This window comes from Brevibacterium sp. CBA3109, from assembly GCF_040256645.1.
Taxonomy (GTDB): Bacteria; Actinomycetota; Actinomycetes; order Actinomycetales; family Brevibacteriaceae; genus Brevibacterium; species Brevibacterium koreense.
Window position 1 is genome coordinate 2,634,428 of sequence record NZ_CP158281.1, and the last position, 25,549, is coordinate 2,659,976.

At 61.4% G+C, this 25,549-nt stretch carries 26 protein-coding genes, 1 other RNA gene and 1 pseudogene; 12 read left to right on the forward strand and 16 right to left on the reverse strand.

What is annotated here, in order from left to right:
• Positions 1 to 60 precede the first annotated feature (60 nt).
• The 5 genes from AAFP32_RS12025 to AAFP32_RS12045 are packed head-to-tail and all read right to left on the reverse strand — an operon-like array spanning position 61 to position 3,170.
• A complete protein-coding gene (locus AAFP32_RS12025) occupies positions 61 to 555 on the reverse strand; it encodes a hypothetical protein (RefSeq protein WP_350269307.1) in 495 nt (164 codons plus the stop codon).
• A gap of 12 nt (positions 556 to 567) precedes the next feature.
• Positions 568 to 1,593, reverse strand: coding sequence for an N-acetylmuramoyl-L-alanine amidase (locus tag AAFP32_RS12030; RefSeq protein ID WP_350269308.1), 1,026 nt, complete (start codon positions 1,591 to 1,593; stop codon positions 568 to 570).
• A 42-nt stretch (positions 1,594 to 1,635) separates the two neighbouring features.
• Positions 1,636 to 1,986: a hypothetical protein gene (locus tag AAFP32_RS12035; protein WP_350269309.1), complete on the reverse strand. Its 351-nt coding sequence runs from the start codon at positions 1,984 to 1,986 to the stop codon at positions 1,636 to 1,638.
• Entirely contained in the window at positions 1,976 to 2,428 is a 453-nt protein-coding gene (locus tag AAFP32_RS12040) for a hypothetical protein (protein ID WP_350269310.1), read from the reverse strand. The genes AAFP32_RS12035 and AAFP32_RS12040 overlap by 11 nt, the downstream gene beginning before the upstream one ends.
• A 49-nt stretch (positions 2,429 to 2,477) precedes the next feature.
• Entirely contained in the window at positions 2,478 to 3,170 is a 693-nt protein-coding gene (locus AAFP32_RS12045) for a hypothetical protein (protein WP_350269311.1), read from the reverse strand.
• A 175-nt stretch (positions 3,171 to 3,345) separates the two neighbouring features.
• On the opposite strand from AAFP32_RS12045, the pseudogene AAFP32_RS12050 reads away from it, so the two are divergent.
• The 5 genes and pseudogenes from AAFP32_RS12050 to AAFP32_RS12070 form a co-directional block, all read left to right on the forward strand.
• Positions 3,346 to 3,459 (forward strand): annotated as a pseudogene (locus AAFP32_RS12050) (hypothetical protein); the annotation flags it as partial.
• Positions 3,460 to 3,483: 24 nt separating this feature from the next.
• The gene (locus AAFP32_RS12055) at positions 3,484 to 3,936 is read left to right on the forward strand and encodes a hypothetical protein (protein WP_350271519.1); all 453 of its coding nucleotides are present in this window, start codon (positions 3,484 to 3,486) and stop codon (positions 3,934 to 3,936) included.
• 68 nt (positions 3,937 to 4,004) lie between these two features.
• Entirely contained in the window at positions 4,005 to 4,613 is a 609-nt protein-coding gene (locus AAFP32_RS12060) for a hypothetical protein (protein ID WP_350269312.1), read from the forward strand.
• 269 nt (positions 4,614 to 4,882) lie between these two features.
• A complete protein-coding gene (locus tag AAFP32_RS12065; protein WP_350269313.1) occupies positions 4,883 to 5,065 on the forward strand; it encodes a hypothetical protein in 183 nt (60 codons plus the stop codon).
• 3 nt (positions 5,066 to 5,068) lie between these two features.
• Entirely contained in the window at positions 5,069 to 6,148 is a 1,080-nt protein-coding gene (locus AAFP32_RS12070; RefSeq protein WP_350269314.1) for a tyrosine-type recombinase/integrase, read from the forward strand.
• 96 nt (positions 6,149 to 6,244) lie between these two features.
• Here AAFP32_RS12070 and ssrA read toward each other — a convergent pair.
• The 10 genes from ssrA to AAFP32_RS12120 form a co-directional block, all read right to left on the reverse strand.
• Positions 6,245 to 6,621: a transfer-messenger RNA gene (gene ssrA, locus AAFP32_RS12075) on the reverse strand.
• Between the two features lie 154 nt (positions 6,622 to 6,775).
• Positions 6,776 to 7,246, reverse strand: a complete 471-nt coding sequence (smpB, locus tag AAFP32_RS12080) for an SsrA-binding protein SmpB (protein ID WP_101573034.1) — start codon at positions 7,244 to 7,246, stop codon at positions 6,776 to 6,778.
• A 189-nt stretch (positions 7,247 to 7,435) separates the two neighbouring features.
• Positions 7,436 to 8,644 carry a peptidoglycan DD-metalloendopeptidase family protein gene (locus AAFP32_RS12085; protein ID WP_350269315.1) on the reverse strand — a complete coding sequence of 403 codons (1,209 nt, stop codon included), beginning with the start codon at positions 8,642 to 8,644 and terminating at the stop codon, positions 7,436 to 7,438.
• Between the two features lie 22 nt (positions 8,645 to 8,666).
• Positions 8,667 to 9,581, reverse strand: a complete 915-nt coding sequence (ftsX, locus tag AAFP32_RS12090; protein WP_101620987.1) for a permease-like cell division protein FtsX — start codon at positions 9,579 to 9,581, stop codon at positions 8,667 to 8,669.
• Complete coding sequence (gene ftsE / locus AAFP32_RS12095) at positions 9,578 to 10,267, reverse strand: cell division ATP-binding protein FtsE (RefSeq protein ID WP_096145929.1); 690 nt, start codon at positions 10,265 to 10,267, stop codon at positions 9,578 to 9,580. Before ftsE ends, ftsX begins: the two co-directional genes overlap by 4 nt.
• A gap of 225 nt (positions 10,268 to 10,492) precedes the next feature.
• Positions 10,493 to 11,611, reverse strand: a complete 1,119-nt coding sequence (gene prfB / locus AAFP32_RS12100) for a peptide chain release factor 2 (RefSeq protein ID WP_101641736.1) — start codon at positions 11,609 to 11,611, stop codon at positions 10,493 to 10,495.
• 161 nt (positions 11,612 to 11,772) lie between these two features.
• Positions 11,773 to 12,999 carry a globin domain-containing protein gene (locus AAFP32_RS12105; RefSeq protein ID WP_350269316.1) on the reverse strand — a complete coding sequence of 409 codons (1,227 nt, stop codon included), beginning with the start codon at positions 12,997 to 12,999 and terminating at the stop codon, positions 11,773 to 11,775.
• Between the two features lie 164 nt (positions 13,000 to 13,163).
• On the reverse strand, positions 13,164 to 15,932 hold the full coding sequence (locus AAFP32_RS12110) for a multicopper oxidase domain-containing protein (RefSeq protein WP_350269317.1): 2,769 nt from the start codon (positions 15,930 to 15,932) through the stop codon (positions 13,164 to 13,166).
• On the reverse strand, positions 15,929 to 17,095 hold the full coding sequence (locus AAFP32_RS12115; RefSeq protein ID WP_350269318.1) for a hypothetical protein: 1,167 nt from the start codon (positions 17,093 to 17,095) through the stop codon (positions 15,929 to 15,931). The genes AAFP32_RS12110 and AAFP32_RS12115 overlap by 4 nt, the downstream gene beginning before the upstream one ends.
• On the reverse strand, positions 17,092 to 17,937 hold the full coding sequence (locus tag AAFP32_RS12120; RefSeq protein WP_350269319.1) for a helix-turn-helix transcriptional regulator: 846 nt from the start codon (positions 17,935 to 17,937) through the stop codon (positions 17,092 to 17,094). The genes AAFP32_RS12115 and AAFP32_RS12120 overlap by 4 nt, the downstream gene beginning before the upstream one ends.
• Positions 17,938 to 17,989: 52 nt before the next feature.
• Between AAFP32_RS12120 and AAFP32_RS12125 the strand changes: the two genes are divergently transcribed.
• From AAFP32_RS12125 to AAFP32_RS12150, 6 genes are all read left to right on the forward strand, one after another.
• Entirely contained in the window at positions 17,990 to 18,787 is a 798-nt protein-coding gene (locus tag AAFP32_RS12125) for a DUF2249 domain-containing protein (RefSeq protein ID WP_350269320.1), read from the forward strand.
• Between the two features lie 316 nt (positions 18,788 to 19,103).
• A complete protein-coding gene (locus AAFP32_RS12130) occupies positions 19,104 to 20,327 on the forward strand; it encodes a CpaF family protein (RefSeq protein ID WP_350269321.1) in 1,224 nt (407 codons plus the stop codon).
• Positions 20,324 to 21,421, forward strand: coding sequence for a type II secretion system F family protein (locus AAFP32_RS12135; RefSeq protein WP_350269322.1), 1,098 nt, complete (start codon positions 20,324 to 20,326; stop codon positions 21,419 to 21,421). Before AAFP32_RS12130 ends, AAFP32_RS12135 begins: the two co-directional genes overlap by 4 nt.
• Entirely contained in the window at positions 21,366 to 22,223 is an 858-nt protein-coding gene (locus AAFP32_RS12140) for a type II secretion system F family protein (RefSeq protein ID WP_350269323.1), read from the forward strand. Before AAFP32_RS12135 ends, AAFP32_RS12140 begins: the two co-directional genes overlap by 56 nt.
• A gap of 84 nt (positions 22,224 to 22,307) precedes the next feature.
• On the forward strand, positions 22,308 to 22,466 hold the full coding sequence (locus AAFP32_RS12145; protein WP_350269324.1) for a hypothetical protein: 159 nt from the start codon (positions 22,308 to 22,310) through the stop codon (positions 22,464 to 22,466).
• A 227-nt stretch (positions 22,467 to 22,693) separates the two neighbouring features.
• Positions 22,694 to 23,323 carry a hypothetical protein gene (locus tag AAFP32_RS12150; RefSeq protein WP_350269325.1) on the forward strand — a complete coding sequence of 210 codons (630 nt, stop codon included), beginning with the start codon at positions 22,694 to 22,696 and terminating at the stop codon, positions 23,321 to 23,323.
• Positions 23,324 to 23,361: 38 nt separating this feature from the next.
• Here the strand turns inward: AAFP32_RS12150 and AAFP32_RS12155 are convergent, their stop codons facing one another.
• Positions 23,362 to 23,592, reverse strand: a complete 231-nt coding sequence (locus AAFP32_RS12155; protein WP_350269326.1) for a hypothetical protein — start codon at positions 23,590 to 23,592, stop codon at positions 23,362 to 23,364.
• Positions 23,593 to 23,657: 65 nt separating this feature from the next.
• Here AAFP32_RS12155 and AAFP32_RS12160 point away from each other — a divergent pair, with 65 nt between their 5' ends.
• Complete coding sequence (locus tag AAFP32_RS12160; protein ID WP_350269327.1) at positions 23,658 to 25,547, forward strand: glycosyltransferase; 1,890 nt, start codon at positions 23,658 to 23,660, stop codon at positions 25,545 to 25,547.
• Positions 25,548 to 25,549: the final 2 nt, after the last annotated feature.

Sequence of the window (25,549 nt, forward strand, 5' to 3'; positions counted from 1 at the left end):
ACAATGAAAGACCCCCACCGCGGCAGTTGTCGAGCGGTGGGGGTCTTTCATTGCTGAGGTTCAGTGCCGGGGACGGTAGTCCTCAGGCGGTGGAGTGTTATCGACCTCGATGGCGGCGAGCGCGGCGAGGTCGTGTTCGTCGTCAGCGGTTCCTTCCGGTTCAGCGTCGTCTCCGTCGTCGACATCGTCCGCGGCGGGTTCTTCGATAGGGATGACCAAGTCGGAGTCAGCTCCGGCCCAGTTGCCGAACGTGAGTTCGGTGGGGGCTGCGCCGGCGCCGATGGTGCGTAGTGCCTTCTCAATGGCGGGGATCACCATGATGCGTGCGATCGCTCCGGCGCCGGCGGTGATGACCGTGGCTACGAGGAGCAGCTTGGTTCGGGCCTCGTCTGGGAGGTACTCTCCGAGGCTGTCGTCGATGATTGTGAGGATCTCGGGGAGTGTGAGGAACACCGGGTAGGCGAGTAGTGCGACCTGCAGGACTGTGCGCAGTGCTGACCGCCATGGGTGTTCAGTCTGGGTGGCCGCCGCGTTGTCGGTGGTGATGACCTTCATGATGTGTGCCTTTCAGTCTGCGAGAACGTGGTGTTTGGTGTATTCGACGACGCATTCGTCACCGGAGACGTTCTTCACGACGACATATATGCGTAGATCGCCGCCGTGCTTCGGGCCGATGCCGACCTTGTCCACGAGTGGTATGGCCACGTGGGCGTCACCGCCACCGGCGCGTCCGTGAGCGGTGACGCGAGGGTAGTTGTACCGGGTGTAGCCCTTCTTCGTCTTCGCGACGTACTCGCCAATGCGCAACCACACCTCGGCAATCTGTCCTTCTCGAAGGCCCGAGATTCGGAGGTGTTCGTCGACGAGGATGAGCTCGCCCTTCTTCACCGAGCAGAGGAACTTGTTTGTGTTCTTCTCCCGGGTGCGGAGGGTGATCTCCTTGCCCTTTCCGATCTTCTGCTTCTCGGTGCGCGAATCTGCTGTTTTGAGTGCCATGCCGAACAGTCCTTTCGGTTTTGCCGGGGTATCCGGCTGGGTGTTTGCCGGTTTGCTGCCGGTCTTGATGGTGGCCAGGGCGTTGCGGAATGCTGGGCCGGAGAACGAGGCGTCTGTCTTCCGCCCGGGTGGGGAGCAAGTTTCGCCGTGGCGCAGGGCCCGGGACGTACCGAGGTCAAACTCGTCGATCAGGGCGCGCACGAGTCTGAGGTATGCCTGGTATTGCGCGGTCGGCCATGCCTCCATCGCGCCTTCTGCTTCGATACCGATCGCATGCGAGTTCGTCATCGACGTTGCCCGCGATACACCCGCGTGGTTGGCTCTGCCGGCGGCGACGACGTAGACGACACCGGTTCGGCCAAGACCCAGCTGCGCAAGTGGCCCAGGCAGGCCAGTGCGGCCGTTCTTGATCACGTTGAGTGTTGGGTACTCGGTGCTCTTTTTGAAGCTGCGCGGTGTTGCTGTGTGGTGGAGAGTGATCGTTTGGATGGTGCCCATGGTGGCGCGGCCCCGGGACTTCCACCCCGCGACCCACACCACTTTCAGGCCAGACTTCTTCACCGCCCTCTCGATGCGAGAGGCGAGCGCGTATGCCATAACTGTCTCCTTGAATGAGGAAACCCCCGCGGGGTGCGGGGGTTAGAGGTTGAGGTCTGTGGGTGGTTCGGGTGGTTCGCCGCCGAGGGCTCGCCCCCAGTCGATGAGGCGGTAGATGTAGCGGCGCAGGGACCATTCCCTCGTTTGAAGGCGGCGGATCTGTTCGCCTTGATCGTCGATCGTTTCCCCTTGCCGGAGGATGGTTTCCTCGAGTTTGTCGAGGCGGCCATCTTGGCGTTTCACCTCGGCGGAGAGGTTCTTGATGAGGGCATCGGATTCGTTGAGTTTGTTCGTCTCAGTGGCGGTCTTCCGGTTCTGGCGGACACCGTAGATGGAGATGATGCCGGTGATGAAGGCGACGGCTACGCCTGCTGGTATCCAGTCAGTCCACATCCTCGACCTCCCGCGTCGGGGTCACCTCAGCGGGGTCGATCAAACGGATGACGGCGAGGATCAGTAAGGCTTGCACGGCGTAGGAGACTGCGGATACGTAGTCGCGTGAGTCGACGCCGCGGTTGAAGTAGTCCATGCCCCATTCGGCGAGGTAGGAGAACCCCCACAGGGTGGTAATGACGAGTAGGGGCACGAAGGGTGCTCGGTAGTGGGCTGTGAAGGCTCCGATGACGGACAGGGCACCGATGATTACCCAGGCCCATCCCCAGTATTCGAGGGGAATGAGCTGGGAGAGTGTGCGCAGCCCTGCCGGTACTGGTGGTGGGTTGATGTAGGACAGTCCCCGGATGATGGCGAGGACTCCGACAGCGGCGAGGACAACGCGTTTCACGCCTGGGTCGAAGTGTCCGTGTGTGGCCCAGTGGATGATCCGGTCAGGCATTATCGGTCACCTTCTCCGATCCTTGTGTTTGCTTCATGGTGGTGTCCTTTTAGTAGAGGGTGAAGCGGGAGTTTTCGAGGAACACGGACAAGGACTGAGCCGACAGATTCACCTTCACCGGCTGCCCGCGTTCGACCAGGGCGACCACAGTGGTCGGTCCGTCTCCGGCGCAGACTGAACGCAATGCCTGGTCGGGAAGAATGTCGTCCGGTAGCGGCCCCGAGGTGATCGGCAGGTAAGTGTTCGCCGGCATCTTTGCCTGATCCTTGCGTTCGACGATGCCGTAGAACATGAGCTCGCCGCCTCGCATCCTGTACATTGCTTTCCGCCCGGATGTTTTCGTCACGTATGTGGTCGTGTCGATGGGCAGATCAATCCACCCTGAATCAGCGGAGTAGTTCGTCAACGGTGTTGGAGACATGCGGGGAGCGATCGCGTCGCCGTGCTGGAGAATCACCACGTAACGTTGGTAGCCGGCACCTCGGGGTTCCTTGTTCGATACCACGTGCCCCGTGTAGAGGCGACCGTCGACGTTCGTTGCACCCTCTGACTCCCACTCGAAGTCCGAGATCGTGAGAGTCCCGGGAGCTGACGTGTTCACGGCCTGCATGAACTCTGCTCTCGTCCACGACCTGACTGAAACGAGCTGCCCTTGGTTGTCGTAGATGGCGACGGTGGGGTCCTGGGCGGGGTCTCCACCGACGAGGTAGAAGTGCGAGCCTGTGGTTGCTACTCCCTGCATTTTCATCGGTGTCTTGCCGGGGTTTGAGATCGGGATCGTCGCGAGAAGTTGGGGTGCTCCTCTCGTCACTGACTGCCAGTCGTAGATCCAAAACTGTGACGCTTTCGAACCGTAGGCGTCGGTGGTGACGTAGTGGACCGTGAGCATCGAACTCCCGAAGTCGCTCGAACGAGCAATGAGAAACGCTGGCCTTGTTGACCCGAGGTCGGATAACCTATCTCTCAATCAGTGGTCGAAGGAGTCCGGGGTTCACACGTCAACGATCAGCAGCTTCTTGACTGGCAGGAAGAGCCGACCGGCCAATGTGCAGAAGATGGCGGACGCACTCGAAGTGTCGCCCACCGATCTCTACAGCATGGTTGGACGCGAACTCTCCCCCTGGTCGCCGCCCAGCGGCACAGAGAAGCTGAACACTCGTCAGCGCCAAGCGTTGAATGAGCTGATCCTGGCGTTCACAGAGTATCCAGTCGAGAAGGCAGGTGATGGCGATGCAGAAGCCACCCCCAATAAACGAGCCGGAGTGAGTCCGGCAACAGGCGAGGATGACGGGCTCGGTGCATTCGGCGGCCGAGCTCGTGGAGACCTCGACCACGAAGACCTCAATGACGGAAACGGCGACAACGTCTACTCGCTCGTACCTCCCCCGCCGGCAAGCGACACCGCTGCGTACCGTGCACCCAATCGGGGCAAGAAGCAGAAAGACAAGCAGGACGACGACGCCGAAGGGTCACAGGATCCGGACGACGGTTCGCACGATGAAGATTGACCGTTGTCTACAAGTTTTTCTGGCTAGTTGCTCACGTTCCCACCTAATTCCAACTAAGGATGACTAGTATGGAATCACCATCCCATGCCACAGGAGACAACGATCATGAGCACGTCAGCAATGAGCCGCGCAATGCGCCGGGGAATTCGGCGCGGAATGATGATGCAATCCGGAGACATGTCGAGCGTCCGGAAGATGCGCAAGGAAATCCAGAATCGCGACCTGGCAGCGGAGTCGTGGGACGAAGTGGGCCAGGCGATGTACGAAGCGATGGGGCAAATGCCGCCCCGGACGACGGGCAGCTCACTTTCATCACGCACGCCGAATACCAGGAAATAACACAAGAGGCCTCATATCATCAGGGGCCTCTGCCTCCTCCTGACATGCTCCGCGAGTATCAGGACATAGACCCCACGCTCCTCCCCACCATCATTGAGATGGCGAGAGTCAACTCAATCGGTCGGCACGAAGTCGTTAAGAAATTAGCTTCTGCAGAAGCCTCCGGGGTGCGCATCATTGCTTGGACCACGGCCATCATGGGCATCGGCGGGTTGGCCTCCGCAGTCGCATTCGGAATCCTTGGTATTGAATCGGGTGTCATTGGCTCGCTCGTGACCGTAGGTTTGGTCGGAGTGGCCAAGGTGGCTTCGTCGATCCGCAGTAGGCCAGACGACTGACCACTTCTGTCGTGTCAGCGGTCCTCGATATGGTCACTGTCATGCACCATCCATGGAGAGAACTACGTGAGCGCGGGGACGGCGTTGTCCTGCACCGCACCAAGTTCAACGACACTCGAATAGCCGCCACGAATGGCAATAACGCCATCTGGCTCGATGCCGATCTACTGCAGGTCGAGAGACGCTGCGCCATCCAGCACGAGCAAGCTCACATTGATCTCGGGCATACGAACTGTGACGAGCCGAAAGAAGAACAATCAGCGCGGCGATTGACCGCCAAGAAACTCATTGACTGGGATGACCTCGTCGACGTCTTCCGATGGGCCCACACAGCCCACGAAGCGGCCGACGAACTCAACGTCATCCCCGAGGTACTCGAGGACCGACTACGGTTCCTGCATCCGCACGAGAAGGTGCTGCTGCGACTGATCGGGCAGGCACGGAACGGATAGAGAATGGCCAGCATTGAACCCTATGAGACGGCAAAGGGCCGGCGGTATCGAGTCAGGTACCGTCGCCCGGACGGCCGGCACACTGACCGGCGCGGCTTCCGCACGAAACGCGAAGCCACACTGTTCCTCAACACGACGGAGGTCGACAAAGCCCAGGGCACCTACATCGACCCATCTGCCGGCGCCGTCACGATTGCCGACCTCGGGAAGCCGTGGCTTGACCGACAGTCCCATCTGAAGCCGTCCACATACACGGTCATTCGCGGTGCGTGGCACACCCACATTCAGCCCAAGTGGGGGCATTGGAAGATCCGCGACATCACGCAGACCGAAGTCGAAGGATGGGTGGCCGAGCTCAGCCGGAGACGATCGGCCACAGTGACGCTGCGGGCGCTCGGCGTGCTCAAGGGGATCCTCGACGGGGCGGTGAAGGATCGACTGATCGGCCGCAACCCTGCCGTTGAACTGACGAACCTGCCCCGCAAGGGCAAGAAGGAACACATCTACCTCACCCACAATCAGGTGGGGGCGCTGTCTGAGGCGTCTGGGGAGTACCGGCGTATCGTCCTCGTCGGCTGCTACATGGGGCTGCGGTGGGGCGAGATTACCGGACTGAGGGCGAAGGACTTCGACGCGGAGAAGAATCGTCTGACGGTCGCGCAGAATGTTGTGCGGGTGGGGTCGAAGTTCTATCCGGGCACGCCGAAGACGCACGAGCAGAGGACGGTTGCGGTGCCGGCTTTCCTTGTGACCGAGTTGCAGGATCAGGTGAAGGATCGGATTGGGGACGCTCTGATTTTCCCCGGTACGAACTCAGGGTATCTGATGCGACCGAAGAAACAGATCGGGTGGTGGAAGGAAGCGAAAGCCGCGGCGGGTGTTCCCGACGCCATGGTGCCTCACGACATGCGCCACACCGCGGCGAGCCTGGCGATCCAGTCGGGAGCTCACGTGAAGGCGGTGCAACGGATGCTGGGCCACGCCTCTGCCGCAATGACCCTAGACACGTATTCAGCCTTGTTCGACACGGACCTGGACGTGGTGGCCGTGGCCCTGGACGCGGCTCGGACGGCATCCCGCTGAAATGAAGTGTGGGCAAAACTTGGGCAGCGGCAGATTTCGGGCACAAGAAAAGCCCCGCTCGCCCAGTGGTTATAAGGGCAAGCGGGGCTTGACTATCTGTGGAGATGGCGGGAATCGAACCCGCGTCCGTCGGCAGATTGTCAGGACTTCTCCGGGCGCAGTTCGTGAAGTAGTTTCTTAGGTTCTGGCCCTCACACGAACATGTGGACCAACGAACGGAGTTGAGTAAAAGTCCCTCAGATACCCTCAACGAATATCTGAAGCAGTGGCTTCCTAAGCGACGCCAGGACCTAGAGTGGAAGCAACTCTAGACTGACGGATTCGCAGCTCGGCCCAATCAGGCAGCGAGGGCGAAATCGGTGCGGTTATTAGACTTAGCACCTATTGTTTTGCAGAGGACATTAACGAGATGACTCTACATTCTCGGCCCGCTTCTCCCGTCGCAGTGTCCGACGTCGAAACCGATCATCCCCATATTCTGTTACCAAATCTGCCCAGCTCATTCACCTGCACAGACAGGCTCATGTACCGACCAGAATAACCAGCATACTCCCACAACACCGCACGACCCAATTGCATTCCCGAGGACAGGGGCTCAGTCGGATCTATGGTGGCAGAGCAACAGGCTCAGAGGAACTGCTTGGACTTGATCGCCCGCTCTGCCTCGCGCTTGTCCTGCGCTTCACGCAGGGCCTGACGCTTGTCCCATTCGCGCTTGCCCTTAGCCAGAGCGATCTCGACCTTGACCCGCGATCCGTCGAAGTACAGCTCCAGCGGGACGAGTGTGCGTCCCGACTCCTTGACCTTCTGCGACAGCCGGAGAATCTCCTCGCGGTGCAGCAACAGCTTCCGGCGTCGACGAGCGGTGTGGTTCGTCCACGTCCCCTGCGCGTATTCGGGAATGTAGACGCCCTCGAGCCACGCTTCGTTCTGGAAGATCAGCGCGAACCCATCTGTCAGCGACGCCCTGCCCTCTCGCAGTGACTTCACTTCGGTTCCGCTCAGCACGAGACCGGCCTCCCACGTATCTTCGATGAGATAGTCGTGGCGCGCCTTGCGGTTTCTCGCGATGACTTTCTTGCCAGTTTCCTTCGGCATGTCCGGCCTCCTTCCTGTGTGTCGGATCAGTGTGTCCGACTGCGATTGTCAGCCCCGAAAAGACTGCTCGATCGCGTAGACACGCAGATCAACTACTCTAGCTCAATGGTATCGCGTACGAAAGGCCACGCTGATGACCAGCGCAGGGCCACCTCGGCGCGGTGATATCCCAACAGAAGATGAGCACCGTCAGGAGATGTAGGGCATCGGATCGACGTATCCGCCGTTCTTCATGATCTCGAAGTGCAGGTGACAGCCGGTGGAGGCACCAGTCGTACCCGAGATCGATATGACATCGCCCGTCTTCACCTTCTGTCCGGCGTGGACCTTGACCTTCGTATTGTGATTGTAGGTTGAGGCGATTGAGTCGCTCTTGATCTTGCCGTGGGAGATCACGACGCGGTTGCCGTAGCCGCCGGTCCAGCCAGCGCCGACGACGATGCCGTCGCCCGCGGCACGGATCGGGGTGCCGCAGGGAACACCGAAGTCGGTGCCCGAGTGCAGCTTCTTCGCCCCGGTGATCGGGTGGATGCGGTAGCCGAAGGGCGAGGTGATGGGGTAACCTTCGGCCGGGTTGGCCAGCTCACCGTCACCAAAGACGAATTTGCCCTTCTTCTCCTGTTCCTTCTCCCATTCGCGGACCTTCTTCGCCAACCGGTCCTGCTCGTCCTGCTCTTTCTGCAGCTGCTCCTCAGTCTCGGCCTTGTTGTCGGAAATGGTCTTCTCCGCATCGTCCTTCGCCGAGATGATGTCGTTGAGGCTGTCGGACTTCTTCTTCGCGTCGACCTGCGCGGCTTCCTTAGCCAGGACAGCCTCTGCGGCTTCGTCCTTCAGGTCGGAGATCTCATCCGTCACGCCCGAGAGTCGCTCTTCATTGTTCTCGTTGACTGCCCGCTGCTCGGAGAGATTGTCAATCGTGCGCTGCTGGGACCGCACGGCGGAGTCCACACGCCCGATTCCGCCATCGGCGCTTGTGCCCTCGGCCATCTGCAGCAGCATCGCCAGGTCGGAGGTGATGCCCGAGTTCTGATACGCCTGACGTCCGATGCGCGCGGCTGACGTCTTGTGCTTGTCGATCTCCTCTGCGCCGTCCTCGATCGACGTCTTGAGGTCCGACTGCGCATTCTCCGCCGAGGCCAGGCGAGCGGCCATTGCATCATCCTTCTCGATGGCCTCGCTCAGAGCATCGTCGGCCTTCTTCGACGCGGCTTCAGCGTCGGGCAGCTTCTCCTCCGCAGCGTCGCGTTCGGCGATGACTCGGGCCAGGTCCTCGTCGAGCCCCTCGAATTCCTGTTGGAGTTCCTTGACCCGGTCATCGACCTTGCTCTTGTCATCGCGGGGGTTGGCTCCGGCCGAGCTGACGGGAAGGATGATGGCCAGCACCGCTGCGGTAACCACTAAACCAAGTCTGCGCTTCATCTCAGACCTTCGTGTACTTGTTCAAGGTGATCAGGGACGATGCACCGGCCATGATCACACCGATGGCGATGAGAATCGGGGCCACGATGAGGACGTTGACTCCGGAGATCAGGCTGAAGCCCGTCGCCTGCCCCTGCAGCCAGCCGCTGACACCGAAGTGGACGAGAAGTCCCAGTGCACCGGCGGACAGGGTCGCACCGATCGCTGCGGCGATGACGCCCTCGAGCAGGAAAGGAAGTTGGATGAAGGAGTTGGACGCACCCACCAGACGCATGATTCCCGTCTCGCGCCGCCTTGAGAACGCGGAGAGTCGGATGGTCGTGGCGATGAGCAGCATGGCACACAGCAGCATGATCCCGGCGATCGCGACCGCGACGACAGTGGCGATGTTGAGGACTCCGAATAGGCGATCGAGGAGTTGGTTCTGGTCAACGACCTCCTCGACACCCTGGGTCGAGGAGAACGATTCCTTGATGATGTCGTACTTCTCGGCGTCCTTGAGTTTGACCCTGAACGACTCGTTCATCTCTTCTTCGGGAACGGTGCCTTCGAGGCTGGTGCCCTTGAACTGGTCTTGGAAGTGTTCGAAGGCCTCACCTTTGTCTTCGAAGTAGACCTCATCGACATAGGGAGCCAGTTCTGAACTGCCCAGCTGATCTTCGATGTTCTTCTTCTGCGCATCGGTGACTTCACCCTCGACGCAGTTGGTGGCCTCGGAGTCAGGTGGGCACAGGAATACGGAGACCTGGACGCGGTCGTACCAGTAGTCCTTCATCTGCCCGACCTGCATCTGCAGCAGGATTGCGGCGCCGACGAACAGCAGGGACACGAAGGTCACGAGCACCACGGACAGGACCATGGAGACGTTCTTGCGCAGTCCTGACCAGACCTCGGAGAGGATGAATCCGGACCTCATGAGGCGACTCCGTAGGTGCCCTCTTCGACATCGCGAACGATGACGCCGTCGGAGATTTCGATGACTCTCTTGCGCATCCGATTGACGATCTCTCCGTCGTGAGTGGCCATGAGCACCGTGGTTCCGTTGCGGTTGATCTTCTCAAGGACCGACATGATGTCGGCGCTGGTGGTTGGGTCGAGATTGCCTGTGGGCTCATCAGCGAGCAGGATCCCCGGCTTGTTGACGACGGCACGGGCAATGGCCACACGCTGCTGCTCACCACCGGAGAGTTCGTTGGGGTAGCGCTTCTCTTTGCCGGCCAGTCCCACAGTCTCGAGCACATCTGGGACCAGGGTCGACATAGCCGCCCGGGATTTGCCGATGACCTGGAGGGCGAAGGCGACGTTGGCGAAAACGGTCTTGTTCGGCAGCAGGCGAAAGTCCTGGAACACGGTGCCGATCCCCCGCCGCAGGTAGGGCACCTTCCAGCTGGGCATCTTCACGACCGATTTTCCGGCAATGTGGATCCGTCCGGCGCTGGGAACCTCTTCGCGCAGAATGAGGCGGATGACCGTGGACTTGCCCGAGCCCGAAGAACCGACGAGGAACACGAATTCTCCGCGCTCGGCCTCGAACGAGATATCGTCGAGCGCTCTGCGGGAGCGTGCGTCGTAGGATTTCGAAACGGAGTCGAATTTGATCAAGAGGGTCTTCAATCATGTCGCGGATGGCTCGGCCGCTTCCACTGTACGGAACAGCTCCACAATGTTCCGGGAGGCTTAAGGGCGTGTGTTGCGCATTGGAGGAAGTTCACAGCCGCCGAGGCGGTGGCCGACGGCAGAGGAAGCCCACATTCGAAGCTGTCACTCACGCAGTCATCACTGAAATCCGCCTGCCGGGGCTTGAAATCCGACAGTTGCGGCTGGAGGTCAGGATGCCTCTTCGGCCATCTCCTGCTCTTTGCGCCAACGGATGCCGGCTTCGATGAGTCCATCGAGGTCGCCGTCGAAGACCGCAGAGGGGTTGTTGACTTCGTAGCCGGTCCGCAGGTCCTTGACCATCTGGTACGGGTGGGTGACGTAGGAGCGCATCTGGTCGCCCCAGCTGGCCTTGATGTCGCCGGCCAGCTCCTTCTTCTGCGCTGCTTCTTCCTTGCGCTTGAGATCGAGGAGGCGTGACTGCAGCACGCGCATCGCGGCTTCGCGGTTCTGGATCTGCGACTTCTCGTTCTGCATGCTGACAACAACGCCGGTGGGCTCGTGCGTGATGCGCACGGCCGAGTCGGTCGTGTTCACCGACTGACCACCGGGGCCCGATGACCGGTACACGTCGATGCGCAGATCGTTCTCATCGATTTCGACGTGGTCGGTAGATTCGATGAGCGGCACAACCTCGACGGCGGCGAAGGAGGTCTGGCGACGCCCCTGATTGTCGAAGGGGCTGATGCGCACGAGTCGGTGAGTACCGGCCTCCACGGACAGCGTTCCGTACGCGTAGGGGGCGTTGACCTGGATCGTTGCAGACTTAATGCCCGCGCCCTCAGCGTAGGAGGTGTCGAGCTGCGCCACGTTGTACCCACGGTTCTCGCCCCAGCGGATGTACATGCGGATGAGCATCTGCGCCCAATCGGTCGCGTCGTCGCCACCGGCCCCGGAGCGCACGGTCACGACGGCTGAACGCTCATCGTATTCGTGGTTGAGCAGGGTCGAGATCTCGAGCTCGGCCAGCTGGTCGTGCAGCTTCTTGATGTCGCGCTCGGCTTCGGCCTTCGAATCCTCGTCGCCCTCATCCTCGGACATTTCGATGAGGAGTTCGGAATCGTCGATGCGTTCACCGAACCGTTCGAGCTTTTCCAGTGTCCCCTGCTTGTGCGCGAGCGTGGCCGAGGTCTTCTGCGCCGAGTCCGGATCGTCCCAGAAGGAAGGCGAGGACGCCTCCTCCGTCAGTTCAGCGACCTCGGAGCGCAGATTGTCCAGATCGGACACGTCGAGGATCGCTTTGTAGGTTGCCCGGAGGTTGGCGATTTCAGCAGAATAATCAATGGCCATAATGATGCCAGCCTAGTGCATCGCGGCCCCCAGACCTGAATCATCACCCCTCACTCCGCACAGACGACCGGCGCCGAGGTGGTACGACATTTGCGAACCACCTCAGCGCCGGATCGGGTGAACTCAGAGCCCGGGAATCAGCCTGGGCCCCCGGTTGGGACTCAGGCTGGTACCGGCTCCGCGGCAGCGGTCCACGTATCGGGGCCGAAGACCTCGAAATGGACATTGTCTGCGGGAACGTCGAGTCCCGCCAGACCGCGCCGCACGGCGTTCATGAACGGTGGCGGACCGCACAGATAGACCTGTGCGTTCGGGTTCACAGACACCTCACCGAGGTCGATGAAGCCTTCGTGGATGGTCTCAGTGACCGCTCGGGAGCCCAACTGCTCATACCAGTGATGCATCTGCGCCCCCGGCAGCTGCTTCACCAGTTCGGCCATCTCCCGGCGATGTGCGTGGGAAGCCATCGACTGGTCGGCGTGCAGGACCGTGACCGGTCGGGTCGCTTCAGCCTGGACCAGGTGGTTGAGTGCTCCGATGATCGGCGTGCACCCGATTCCCGCCGACACCAGGAGCAGTGGATCCTCGGACTCTTCGACGACGAGGTCGCCGTAGGGCAGTGAGCAGCGCAACGTGTCGTTTTCAAAGATATTGTCATGGATGAAGTTGGACACTTCGCCGGCGGGGACACCGAAATCGGCGCGGCCTGGTTCGGCCTTGATGGTCACACTCCAAGAGGCACGGTTCGAGGCACAGGTCAGGGAGTACTGGCGGATCTGCTGGGCGCCGTCGGGAAGCGTCACCTGAATGGAGAGGTATTGGCCAGGCCTGGCCTCGGGCAGTGCCGCACCGTCTTCGCGGGCGAGTTCGAGACTGATGGTGGTCGGTGATTCCTGGGTACGGGAGGTGACGACAAGCTGTCTCCACACATCACCGGGTGCCACCTCGAAGCGAGAGTAGAGGCTGTTCTCCGCTCTGATAAGGGCGTCGGCCATATCCCAGTAGACCTCCGACCAGGCGTCGACGACCTCCGGGGTCGCGGCGTCGCCGAGGACCTCGGCGATGGCGGCGAAGAGATGTTCGTAGACGATGGCGTACTGGTCCTCGGTGATCCCCAGAGAGGCGTGCTTGTTCGAGATCCGGCTCATCATCGCATCGATGTTCGGAGCATCGTCGGAGACGAGCAGAGTCGCGTATGCGGCGATCGCGCCGGCCAGTGCCTTCTGCTGCTCTCCCTGCGCCTGATTGCCCCGGTTGAACAGATCGCGTTCCAGGTCCGGGCGGGCCGTGAACATGCGCCGATAGAAGATCGGTGTGATCTCACCGATCGAGGCTCCTACCACCGGCAGAGTCTCACGGATGACGGAAAGTGCGGATTGGGAAATCACATCTGCCCCCTTGTGTGATGCCTATGCATCACGTGGCTGCAACGGCCCTTCCAGGTCGTCTGGTTGATTGGCTGTCTTCGACATTACTACGCTAGGTAGAACTACGTTCTACATAGCGTAGAAGTGAGAATTCTGCATCCGAAATGCGGACGCCAGAGGATGCCTCACCCAGTGATGTCGACGATCCCGTGGGCTCCGCGCTCAGCGTCGACCATCTTATGGGAGACGAACGGGTAGTGCCCCTCCTCGGCGAATTCGAGTTCGACGAACCCGCCCTGTGCCGTCTCGAGGTCGAGAACCTGACTCGCACCCTTCTCCGGATTGTCCGGGCGGATGAGATACGTGCCCTCCTTGTAGACCGTGTCGAACTGTCCGCCGATGATGTGGAAGGCACTCGATCTGTTCGGGCCGACGTTGAGGATCCAGAACCTCACCCGCTCCCCGGCACGGGCGGTGAGCGGATCGTGGTCGTACTGGTTGGCGACGCCGTTGAAGACCACGGCGTCGGGCTCCTCACGCCGGACCTTCTGGGAGTCGACGACTCCGCCTTGCGGGCCCAGGTACAGCTCCGACTGGACGAGGACGAATTCCTTGTCGACTGCCGGCAGGTCGGGCGGATCGATGATCACGGCGCCGAACATTCCGTTGGCGATGTGTGATGACATCGGCATGGTCGCGCAGTGATACATCCAGATGCCGCTGTGGGTCGCCTTGAAGGTGTAGGTCAGCGACTCACCAGGAGGGATCGTGCGCATCGGCTTGTCCGGAGCCAACTCGCCGGCGTGGAAGTCGATCGAATGTCCCACCGATCCGTCGTTGACCAGCGTGATGACGAAGACGTCGCCGACATCGCCGCGCAGTGTGGGTCCGGGCATCGTGGAGTTGAACAGCCACAGCTTCTGTCGGATGTCAGCGGCCACGGTCCGTGCGATCTCACTGACGGTGAAGGTCTCCTTGTGAGTCGTCCCTCGGGAAGCAGGCCGCAGTTCGGCGTCCCTGGCGCTGAAGTCTGCGCCGGGATCTGCCAGGAAGTCCAAATCCGCAGCGGCCGAACCTGTGTCGTCTGTGCCGTTTCGAGGCGTGGAATCTCCGCCCGCGTCACCGCCGTGATCCATTCCCGGCATCGCGTCCGAGCTGTTGGATCTCGAGCTGTCGGCCCCTGCTGGGGACGAACCCCCGGTGACGTTGATGCCGAAGACCATTCCCATCTGCCTGTGACCGGCGATCGAGCACCACCCGTCGATGTCCTCACCGACGATGCCGACGTCAAGACTCGTGGATTCGCCTGGAGCGAGTCTGCCGCTGTCCTGACCAGTGGCCAACACGAGATCGTGGACATCCTCGTCATCGAGGTTCTTGAGATCGATGATCAGGCGATCGCCGGCGGGCACGTCGACCGTCGCCGGTGTGAATCGCATGTCCTTGGCTTCGACGCGCACACGGGTCGTCTCACCTGTGGGTGCCGCCCCCGCCGAGGTGGTCGTTTCGTTGATCGCAGCCGTCGAAGCTGGATCGATGGCGACACCGCCGGCAACGGCGAGAAGCACCGCCGACAGGCCCGCCGCTGCCAGAGCCAGGTTGTTTCGACTGACCTGCTTCTGCTCGGCCGCACGTTCCTCTTTCAACGCCCTGACCTGAGCCCTGCGGTCGCCAGTCACCGGCTCCGGCGGGTTCTTCTTCGCCCGGCGGGAGGCACTGATGCCACGGAACACCAGCGGCAGGAACGCGGCCAGCCCCAATGCCACCAGTCCGGAACACAGCACTCTCACCCAACTGGGGACCGGCAGCAGGCAGATCGCCAGGCCCACGTTGATGATGGTGATCCGCAGGGTCCCGAAGCGAGCGAATTCCATGGTGGCCGCGCGTACGGCATTCGGTCCCCCACCGAGGACGACCGGCAGGAGATAGGACAGTGCCCCGAACAGGATCTGGGCTGCAAATCCCGCTGCCAGGGCCGGCACCAGCCAGGTGAATCCCTGGGTGGCCTCCGTCCAGGTCTCAGAGGTGAAGAACACCCATGTGGGCGCAATCAGGCAGATGACGAGCCAGACCATGGCCGCGGCTGCCGAGAATGTCGGATATTCGCGTGGAGGTTTGGCCAGCGCGGCGAGGAAGAAGGGACGACCGATGAGCGCTATCCCGCTGAGGTAGGCGATGAGCCCGATGCCCGCAGCCCAGGGTTGGCTCAACAGTGCGGCGGCGAGTGTCACTGCCAGTCCGATGGACAGGATCGGCAGAGCTCGCCTGGCGGCCACCTCGGCGCCGGGCACGATCTTTGTGCGCAGCATCGTCGGCCAAAGGGTCACAAGGGTGCCGAGAACGGTGAGCCCGATCCAGCCGAGCAGGTTGATCAGGGCGTGGGCGGCGACGAGGCGGGAATGCCAGGAATCACCGACTCCGAAGGCCAGAATGACGCCGAGGGCCACTCCGATCGGGAGCATGGCCGCGGCGGCCAGGTAGTAGTGAAGGGTCGAGGCGAACCGTGAGGCCAGTGCGGTGCGTGCCTGAGCCCAGAGGCTGAGCCCGTGCCAGATCACCGCACCCGCCACCGCGGCCGCACCGACGAGGACGAACGCCCAGACGCTGGCGATCATGCCGATGATGACGATGAGGGTGCCGCCGTTGAGCAGAATCAGACGTCGGCTCTGACCTCTTCTGTCGGCTTCTGTCGACGGCGTGTGCAGGAGCGCCTCGGCGAAGTGCTTGGACCACACGAAGATGGAGTGGCTGGCCGCTCCGAGGACCAGTAGGTGGATCATCAGCCATCTGGCAACGGGCAGTCCCGGGTGGGCGGCGATGACGACGAGGAGGAAGACGAGCCAGACGATGACGGGGAGGTCACGGATGAGCCACCGTCCGCGGGCCGCAGGCGGCTCCAGCGGTCCTGTCCGAGGCCTGTTCTGCGGATCGGGTGACGAGATCTGAGGGCTCATGGCGTTGTGTCCGGTTGCGCCGACGAACTGAGGTTGTTGTCATGTTCAGCCCTGGATTCGCGGTTCTTGCGTTCGCCACGCTGGTGGCTGCTGGTGGTGCGAGCAGCATGGGAGGCGGTGATCGCGGAGGTGGCGGCCAGGATCGCGAATCCCAGAAGGGCGACGATGTTGAGGACCCCGCCGAGCTGCCAGGCCCAGTGCAGATCGAGGCCGTCGCCGAGGCCGATCCGTAGAACCAGCGACGTGTGGAGGAGGAGGACCGGAAGGTAGAAGCCGCGACTGTAGGGCAGACGGATCCGGAGCACCGCAGGCAGGATCACGGAGGCGTGGGCGATGATCATCGAGATCGCGAACCCCAGGAAGACCGAGTGGACCACCGCATCATAGGACCTGGCCCCGTCGGTGGGCCCGGCAAGGAGCCAGACCAGACCGGCGACGACCAGCCACACATAGCCGGCGAGGAGGCAGATGCCCATGAACCGGGTCTGACCGGTGGCGGTGACCGTCTTCGAGGCCACGTCGTGGACGAGGAGCCAGGAGACCAGTCCGAGGAGAGTGACGCCCAACAGCGGGTAGCCGATGGTGGGCCACAGCAGGGAGGAGAGCACGCCGAGGGCCGTTGCCGCGATGAGTGCCAAGAACCCGCGGACGGCGGTGGAGGCGATGGCGATCCGTGCGAGCTCGAGGCGTTCGGCCGCGATGGTGACGATGACGAATCCGGCCAACCAGGGGATCAATGTCGGCACGGTGGCACCGCCGAGCCACATGAGGGCCGCACCCGCGGCCAGTACCGCACCGAGGGCCTGGACCAGGATGGCCTCGTCGAAGTTCCGCCGGTAGAGAGGAATGTAGAGCACGGCCAGGGCAAGACTGCCTGCCAGGAGCCCGAGCTGCCCGATGACCAGCGGCAGTGGGGACAGCACTGCCAGTGAACCGAGTCCGAGCAGCGCGGGCGCAAGGAACCCGGCCGCTCGGGCGAGTGCCACGGCGCGTTCCAAAGAGATCAGAGTGGCGACGAAACCGAAGACCATGACGATTCCGTGGGTGCCCGGCAACCTCTCCCCCGCCACCGGGGCCCACAGCCCCAGCAACATGAGTGCCGCGTCGAGTCCGGCTAGCAGCGACAGGCCGGCCGGGACGAGGAAGGCAAGACGGCGGATCACTGGGACTCCTTCCGTGGTTGCAGATGCAGTCGGCAGGCTCCGGGTTCGGCGAAGGGCTCGAGCTCGCTGCTGGAATTCGGATCCCCGAAGACGTCCAAGGCGCCGCGAACCAGACCGAGATGAACGCCGCAGACGATGTCGGGGTACTGATGGGCGGCGCTGAGCAGCGGGCAGCGGGTCAGCCTCACGTGGATGGAGTCCTCGGCATCCCCTGCACCTCCGACCGCAGCGTCGGCGTCGCCGGTGACTGTGTTTGCACCCGCACCAGCGCTCGCCTCGGACTCAGACTTCGTTGCGCAGTCAGCGCCCACCGCTGGCGCGAACCCCAGGTTCTCAAGCAGGGCAATCGTCTGGCTGCGGGCCGTGCTGGTGGTGCGTTCGTGGTTGCTCGGCTCTTGGCTGCTCGGCTCGTCGCCGGCGAAGTCCGCGGCCAGCTGGCGGCCCCAGTCGACACCGGCGGCGATGCCGTCGAGACGTGGCGAGTCACTGGTGCGGTGGATGTGCGCGGCCAGCGCCGACGCCAGGCCCGCGTATTCGGCAGCGCCGGCCGCAGCGGCTGTGTCCGTGGCGAAGTAGAGCCATGCGGGCCTGCCCCTTCCTTGTGAGAGTGCTCGTTCCTTGGCTGCGCAGCCCGCGGTGATGAGCTCCTCCAGATGTTCGCGCACCGTATTCCCATGCAGCCCAGTCATCGCTGACAGTGCACCGATCGTGACGGGCTCGGCTTGGGCACTGAGGTGCTCGAGCACGGCCGCGACGGCAGGTGAGAGTCCTGTTGCCTGAACGGCGGGACTGGGTCCCAGCGCGGAGCTCTCAGCCCCGGCGGAGGCGCGATTTATTTTCACGGTTTTAATTGTAATAAACTATGGCCAAGTCTGCAGAGAAAGAGAGAACTCCATGAGCAATGTCATGTTCACCTCCAATGAGGCCGAGGCCGAGGTCGCCGCAGAGATCGAGCAGAACTACGCCGAACGCTGCGGCGCCATGGCGGCGAAGGTCGAAGCTCTCGTCGCTGCCGTCTCCCGCCAAGACGAGTCCTGGGTGACTGCTCGCGAGGACCTGAATTCCTGGGCGCAAGCCTCAGTGACGAGCGCACTGCGGGCGGAGGCCGCCCATATCCTCACCGCGGCTAAGCAGCTCGAGAAATCTCGCGCACTCGCCGAGGCGATCGACGCCGGATCCGATGTCCTCGCTTCCCTCTTCGCAGACCTCGCAGGCGCCGCGGATGCCGTTCGTGCCGCAGGGAGCGCCCAGGCCGCTCGGTCGGTGTTCGACCTGCACGCCGACAATGTGACCACACGCCTCGTCCCACTGCTGGCAGGTGAATCAAGTGTGTCTCTGGCCAAGCTCTGGACCCAGACATCGGCCGACACTGGTGCCGGCGGCAAGGACGCCGATGCCGACTCCGCCGCTTCTGAGCAGACCGGCGACTGCGCACACAGCTGCACCTGCGGAGAATCCGCTGGTCCTGAATACCCGGAACTGGATGTGCGGACCGTTCCGCACGCCATTCGCCACGCAACCGTCTTCGGCGCCCTTGACTCGGTGTCAGCCGGCAATGGGATGGTTCTCTTCGCTCCTCATGATCCCCTGCCACTCCTGACTCAGATCGACCAGCGCTATTCGGGCGGCTTCTCAGTCGACTACCTTCAGCGCGGCCCCGAGGCTTGGCGCCTCAAGTTCGTCCGCGCCTGAAGGCGAGGGAGGAGAAGAATTTAGCGCCACCGGCGGGAGATCAAGTCATCCCGCCGGTGGCGCGGTCTATGGGGCGCGAGACCTCAGCAGAAGTTCTGCGCAGCAGTGATGAAAATCTATACCGCCCGGCGTGGAACTGCAAACAGTGCGACTCGCGCGCATGACTCCGAAACTACACGGATGGCATTCGATCTTCGTGTGCAGAGTTATCCACAGATTCGAAAATTCACTGGATTCTTCATTCGACTACAGATAGGTTAAAAACAAATCCAGCTGTGAGAAATATGATTCGTATTCTGTCCGCCAGGGGTTCAACGTGGAAGCCACCGAGGTCATCAAGAGCGAAGTGCACAAGAGGATCAGAGACCTCGATGTGGACCCTCGCGCCGATATGCAACGCTCACGCGAGGTCATTCGCACGGTCATCTCTGAGTACGACGAACGCAGCCTCGTCGCGGATCTTCCGCCCCTGGAAGACAAGGAAGCAACGTTTCGCTCCATTGACAATCAGCTCTCGGGCTTCGGTGCGCTGCAGGACTATTTCGATGACCCCCGGGTCGAAGAGATCTGGGTCAACTCCCCCAGCGAAGTCTTCATCGCCATCGACGGACTCCACCAGCTGACGACGACGAAACTCACTGCAGGTGAACTCGATGATCTCATCGAGAGAATGCTGCGCACCTCAGGACGACGGGTCGACTTGTCTCAACCTTTTGTCGACGCCATGCTTCCCGACGGCTCCCGACTTCATGTCGTCCTGCCCGATATCACCCGTTCCTTCCCTGCTGTCAACATTCGCAAATTCATTCAGCGTCCGCGGAACCTCGCCGGCCTCGTTGCCCAGGGGTCCCTGACTCCGGCGGCCGCCAGATTCCTCGATGCAGCAGTCGCCAGCGGTGCAAACATTTTAGTCTCCGGGGCAACTCAGGCCGGCAAGACCACCATGCTCAATGCTCTGGCCGGTTCCATTCCTGCCCGTGAACGAATCATTTCCTGCGAAGAGGTCTTCGAACTCAACCTGCCCAGCCGAGACTGGGTTCCCATGCAATGTCGCCAGCCTTCTCTGGAAGGCACCGGCGAGGTCACCCTCCGCTCTCTGGTCAAGGAAGCTCTGCGCATGCGACCAACCCGCATGATCGTCGGGGAGGTCCGTGAGGCCGAGAGCCTCGACCTGCTCGTGGCCTTGAATTCGGGTCTGCCCGGCATGGGCACAATCCACGCAAACTCTGCCCGTGCCGCGATCACCAAGATCTGCACCCTGCCGCTTCTGGCCGGGGCGAACATCTCCTCCTCCTTCGTCGTCCCCACCGTGGCGGTGAGCATCGACGTGGTCATCCATCTGCGACGTGATCCGAACGGGACCCGCCTCGTCAGTGAGATCAGTGCCGTCCCCGGTGGCGTCGAAGGTGACGTCGTCGAACTCGACACCATCTTCCATTCGCCGCAGGGACAACTGGTTCGCGGACAGGGGTTCGGCCACCTCGGCGATCGATTCTCCGCCATCGGCAAAGATCTCCATTCCATTCTGGAAACCGCATGAGCTACTCCCAATCCAGTCTTCTCATCGGTGCCTGCTTCGGCGCGGGCCTGTTCCTGCTGTGGATGTCACTGTGGCAGAAGCGATCGAAGAAGCGCGTGCAGAAACGATGGGTCCGCGAACTCGACGACATGCTCACAGGAGCCGGGTTCCCACGGATGCACCCGAGCCACCTGATCCTCATCTCGATCACCGTCTTCATCCTCGTCAGCGTCGTCGCCACCGTCCTCACTGGCTCCTGGGCGATCGCCCTGTGCTTCGGCCTCTTCGCCTCATGGCTGCCGCACCGGCTGCTCCAACATCGGGCTCGCAGCAAACAGGTCATGCGTCGCGAGCTGTGGCCCGAAACCCTCGACCACCTCAACTCCGGCGTCCGTGCCGGCCTATCGCTGCCCGAAGCTCTGAGTTCGCTGGCCCATCGTGGGCCCGAGCCGCTGCGTCCGCTGTTCGAAGTCTTTGCCGAGGAGTACCGGGCCAGCGGCTCATTCGCCATCGCCCTCGAACGCTTCCGCCAGGTCAGCGCCGACCCGGTGGCCGACCGGATCGTTGTCGCCCTCAGCGTGACCAGGCAGGTCGGTGGAAGTGACCTCGGCACTATGCTGCGGGCCCTGGCCCAGTTCGTCCGCGACGATGCACGCACCCGCAACGAACTCTCCGCCCGGCAGCAGTGGACTGTCAACGGCGCTCGGCTGGCTGTCGCGGCTCCCTGGGTGGTGCTCGCGTTCCTGTCGACCCGGCCAGAGACAGCGGCTGCGTATAACTCCCAAACCGGGCTGCTACTCCTGGCCTCTGGATTCGTCGTCTCGCTGCTGGCGTATCGGGCGATGAAGCGGATCGGCAGACTCCCGAACGAACCTCGTGTCATTGAAGGATCGTCCCTGTCATCCTCGTCCTTCCACCGTTCGGCCGAAGGCAGTGAGGTACCGTCTTCCACCGTTCGGCCGAAGGCAGTGAGGTACCGTGAGCGCGCTGGCCGATCCGCTCACGATCCTTGCCCTCGGAGCGTTCAACGGGTTCGCGCTCTGCGTCTTCGTACTCGCCTTGCCACCGCTGCGCCGACCAACGCTGTCGTCTCGCATCGCTCCGTATCTGCGTGATCAGGAATCTCTGGTCGACATCTACGCTCCGCCGACGCCCCGCACGGAGGGCCTGCTGGGATTGCTCAAGTCCGCCACGTTCGGCGCCACCATGTGGGTGACGTCCCGGATCACCACCGACGCCACCTTGAATCTGCGGATCAACCGCCTCGGCGGGGGTGCGTCTTTGGAACGCTTCCGAATCAATCAGATTCTGAGCATTCTGGCAGGCATGATCGCCGCTGGGTGCGTGGCCGGGCTGCTCTCAGCACAACGCGGCTTCTCTCCCGTGGTCACCCTCGTCCTCATCATCAGCGGTGGCATCGCCGGACACATCGCCAACGACTGGCGCCTGAGCCAAGCCATCGCCCGTCACGAGTCACGCGTCCTCGCAGAATTCCCCACGGTCGCCGAACTGCTCGCCTTATCGATCATCGCCGGCGAGGGCATCGTCGAAGCACTCGAACGAGTGTGCCGCACATGCTCGGGCGACCTGATCGATGAGCTGCGCACGGCCCTGGCAACGACGAGAACCGGAACACCGCTCGTCGACGCGCTCGATTCGATGGCCACCAGGATCGCCATCCCCGAGATCGTGCAGTTCGTCGACGGCCTGGCCGTGTCGATGACCCGCGGAACCCCGCTGGCGGAGGTCCTGCGCGCCCAGGCCGCCGATGTGCGGGAACAGTCGCGGCGACGTCTGCTCGAGCTGTCGGGAAAGAAGGAGATCGGAATGTTGGTCCCAGTTGTCGTATTTGTACTTCCGGTGACCGTCATCTTCGCAGTCTTCCCCTCACTCACCGTCCTCGACCTGAGCCCATGACCTGAGCCAACGCACATTGTCGGCCCGGCCCACTCCACCAACTGATCGACGCGCCAACTGATCGCCCTGGAAGAAGGAGACACCATGTTCCACCACCTGATGAACCGATTCGCTGTGTTCGTCATCGGCCTCTCAACCGACGAATCCCACCGCCGAGGCGAGCGCCGAGGTGACCGACCGGACCGCGGTGACGTTCCCGGCTGGGTCCTCATCACGCTCATGACTGACCGCAGAATCACCTGACACTTGAGCCTTGGGTGTGCGCTCGGATGGTCACGTTCGTCAATAGGGTCTACAACCACCTGCAACCTCGCCTGGATATGCGACGGTCATCACCTCTGTGAAGGCCTGGGTGGACATTCTCGTCCTTCTCCCGGGAGCCCGTTACCCCGAGGTTGGAGCTTTCCGCGCTGATCAGCATAAGATCTGATCATGCCCAAGCGATCCGAGCTCGACGGAAAGTAGAAGCCTTGAATGAAATTCAAGAAGTACTAACCTCGTCCCCTGTTTTAGGAGGATTGGCTGGAGGTCTCATCACAGCAATTCTTGCTTTCGCAGGTGGAATTTTTCAGCGTTCGCACGACCGGAAGCTGAGTCGATACGATCGTGGTTTCGAGGTGAAGCTTGGACGCTACGATGCCTACTCGAACGCCGCAAACGAAATCATTAGTGCGATCACGGAGATGCACGAAGATGAGAATCCTGACGTCTTCGGTCCCATGCAGAACCCTGATGTACCCCGAACAGTTGCAAAAGCCTATTTCGATCTTCAGGTTGTGGCTCCGTTAGACATCAGAAACGACGCTATTAGCCAGTTCAGTGTTATGCAGGCTGCAATGGAAGGTGATTTCACGCAGCTTCAGACCCTACGGGGCATGCACAACGACCTGCTACTCGACATGCAGCATGATCTAGACCTCAATCGCAAGTCGTTGTTTACCCGGCCTGTTCTCCTGCTTCGTCGAATACTGCGGTCCAAAAATGTAAGCACTGCGTCAAGCGGGAGAAGCCTTCGCGAGAAGAAGAAGATGCATGAGATGAATTCTCGCGACCTTTCCAAAGAAGGCGATAGCGCGAATGATTCAGACCAGGAGGGTTAACCAATTTTCCCCTCCCACCACACATCATCCGGGTGCAATCACACGCCCAGCGTGTTGACCCTCCGATCGTGCAAACGCACGTAGATCGCGACGCCCGGATCGAGTCGTTCCGCTTCCCCGTCGAGCCACTCCTCGCCGTCGCCGGCGAAGACGACGCGAGCACGAACAGGCACCGGTGAGCGTTCGGGGCTATCACGAGCGGGCAGACCGTTGAGGATCCCCTGCCAGTACTTCCAGGTAGCTGTCCCGTGCAGGCTATATTCGGTCATGCGTTCTATTATGCTGCTCGGCGCGGTGTCGTGGGGACCGCTCCAATCTGCCATAAGATCATCACATGAATAGTGACGGCGCTTCCTCTTTGTTATCAAAAATACTCCCTGGACCGAGGCAGATACCACAGTTTCCGCAGGCAAAGTACTACGCCACGCTGGGCGAGCTGGCAGAGGAATTTGGTGGGACGACCAGCGTCCTTTTCCACCGAAGCAACGCCATTTACCAGCACACCGGGCATCCAATCGATGTTCTCGTATTTGGCCCCCGCCGTGACTATGAAGAAATAGACCGTAAGATGCACGCGACTGGTCAACTCGCAGAGGGCGTTCACTTCCGAAGCATGTGGTCCGAACTCGCTGTGGCCGACCTCGAAGCTAGTAACGCGGAATTCGAAGCGTTCAATCCACTCGGACCCGAGTACGCGGTTGACGATTTATTAGGCGAAGGTGTGGCCATTCAGCGCTTCCGAAAGAACGAGAAGGGTCGCACACTTCAGGTCGACATGTTGCGTGCAGATGGAACGATCATCGTCTCCGACCGTCGAGACGCCGAACCAACCGGGAAGCGCGGAAGTCATTCTCTGATTCTCTGCGACAAAGCCAGCCGGCCAGTGCGCGAGTTCGATACCCTCGACGCGCTCAGATTTTTCTGGTTGGACCGAGTAATCGGTAAAGAAACGTCGGTCGTGTTCTCCGACTCATTCCGAGTCGCTGCTACTACCCACGGTTACAGGCGCCCGAACGTGACCGTTGTGCAAACTTTCCACAACAATCATCTTCACGAAGATTCAGCCGGCCCGCTTGGATATACCAAAAACGCCTTCATCCCATTTCTGTCTAATATTGATGCGTTCGACGCGACCGTTCACTTGTCAGATCGCCAGCTGGCGGATATCGATCAACTTATGGGCCCTGCGCCGCACCGATGGGTCATTCACAACTCCCGGCGAGTAGATTTCGAAACTCCCCGCGCTGACCCCGAACGAACAGCTGGCGTGATGCTGGGCAGGCTCACCCTGCCCAAGCAAATCGACCACGCGATCGAAGCAGTCGCTCAGGCGAACACACGCCTCATTGAGCCGATCACCCTCGACGTTTATGGTGAAGGGGATGACCGTGAACGCTTGGAAGACGTCATTGCGGCCAACGACACGGACGCAGTGGTCCTCCGAGGTTATGACCCAACCGCACCAGAGAAGTTTGCCACGGCCTCATTTTCAATTTTGCCTAGCCGCTCCGAGGCATTGCCGCTCGTTCTTGTCGAGAGTATGGCTCGAGGATGCGTCCCGATCGCCTACGACGTGCGTTACGGTCCCAGCGAAATTATCACCAACGGTGTCAACGGGTTTCTCGTCGAACCCGATGATGTCCGAGGATTGGCAGCAGCTCTCGTGACCGTACAAAGTATGAGCAAACGTGAAATCTCTCGCATGAGAAGGAACGCCCGTAAACGGGCTAAAGACTTTTCCGACGCTGAGGTGTTGTCAAAGTGGTCTGAATTGCTGACAACAACTATTGCAGCTAAGCAGAGTCCCAAGCAGCTCAAAGCAAGCGGCCGATCAGCGGTGGTCTCGTGCACACAGGAAACCATGACGATTTCATTCACGTTCACGCCGAGCCGGCCGATGCTCCAACCGCGAGCCCACTTCGTGCTCAATGGACGTAAAGTTCCGGCGATCATGCGCTTCGAATGTGAGCTCACATACGACGAACCTCAAGTTACCGCTACGAAGCAAATCCCTGTTGATCGCCTCGCGTGGTTCACCGAGGGAGTGCTCGACGTGAGTTTCGAACTCCATGATGCGGCAGGACGCCTGAGTCATCGGGTACCTGCGGATGGCGCGGTGCATCCTTTCGGAAACTTCGAAGGCTATGCGACCACATACGGCAATCTCAGTTTGCGGCTGGCAACAGTGCTTGATCCAGCTGACATGTCCGCCGAATCAACGTAAGC

Excerpts from the sequence above, each read along its gene's own strand:
- AAFP32_RS12025 (WP_350269307.1), bottom strand. The coding sequence starts at position 555 with ATGAAGGTCATCACCACCGACAACGCGGCGGCCACCCAGACTGAACAC.
- AAFP32_RS12030 (WP_350269308.1), bottom strand. The coding sequence starts at position 1,593 with ATGGCATACGCGCTCGCCTCTCGCATCGAGAGGGCGGTGAAGAAGTCT.
- AAFP32_RS12035 (WP_350269309.1), bottom strand. The coding sequence starts at position 1,986 with ATGTGGACTGACTGGATACCAGCAGGCGTAGCCGTCGCCTTCATCACC.
- AAFP32_RS12040 (WP_350269310.1), bottom strand. The coding sequence starts at position 2,428 with ATGCCTGACCGGATCATCCACTGGGCCACACACGGACACTTCGACCCA.
- AAFP32_RS12045 (WP_350269311.1), bottom strand. The coding sequence starts at position 3,170 with ATGCAGGGAGTAGCAACCACAGGCTCGCACTTCTACCTCGTCGGTGGA.
- AAFP32_RS12055 (WP_350271519.1), top strand. The coding sequence starts at position 3,484 with ATGGCGGACGCACTCGAAGTGTCGCCCACCGATCTCTACAGCATGGTT.
- AAFP32_RS12060 (WP_350269312.1), top strand. The coding sequence starts at position 4,005 with ATGGAATCACCATCCCATGCCACAGGAGACAACGATCATGAGCACGTC.
- AAFP32_RS12070 (WP_350269314.1), top strand. The coding sequence starts at position 5,069 with ATGGCCAGCATTGAACCCTATGAGACGGCAAAGGGCCGGCGGTATCGA.
- smpB (WP_101573034.1), bottom strand. The coding sequence starts at position 7,246 with ATGCCGAAGGAAACTGGCAAGAAAGTCATCGCGAGAAACCGCAAGGCG.
- ftsX (WP_101620987.1), bottom strand. The coding sequence starts at position 9,581 with ATGAGGTCCGGATTCATCCTCTCCGAGGTCTGGTCAGGACTGCGCAAG.
- prfB (WP_101641736.1), bottom strand. The coding sequence starts at position 11,611 with ATGGCCATTGATTATTCTGCTGAAATCGCCAACCTCCGGGCAACCTAC.
- AAFP32_RS12110 (WP_350269317.1), bottom strand. The coding sequence starts at position 15,932 with ATGAGCCCTCAGATCTCGTCACCCGATCCGCAGAACAGGCCTCGGACA.
- AAFP32_RS12125 (WP_350269320.1), top strand. The coding sequence starts at position 17,990 with ATGAGCAATGTCATGTTCACCTCCAATGAGGCCGAGGCCGAGGTCGCC.
- AAFP32_RS12135 (WP_350269322.1), top strand. The coding sequence starts at position 20,324 with ATGAGCTACTCCCAATCCAGTCTTCTCATCGGTGCCTGCTTCGGCGCG.
- AAFP32_RS12145 (WP_350269324.1), top strand. The coding sequence starts at position 22,308 with ATGTTCCACCACCTGATGAACCGATTCGCTGTGTTCGTCATCGGCCTC.
- AAFP32_RS12155 (WP_350269326.1), bottom strand. The coding sequence starts at position 23,592 with ATGACCGAATATAGCCTGCACGGGACAGCTACCTGGAAGTACTGGCAG.
- AAFP32_RS12160 (WP_350269327.1), top strand. The coding sequence starts at position 23,658 with ATGAATAGTGACGGCGCTTCCTCTTTGTTATCAAAAATACTCCCTGGA.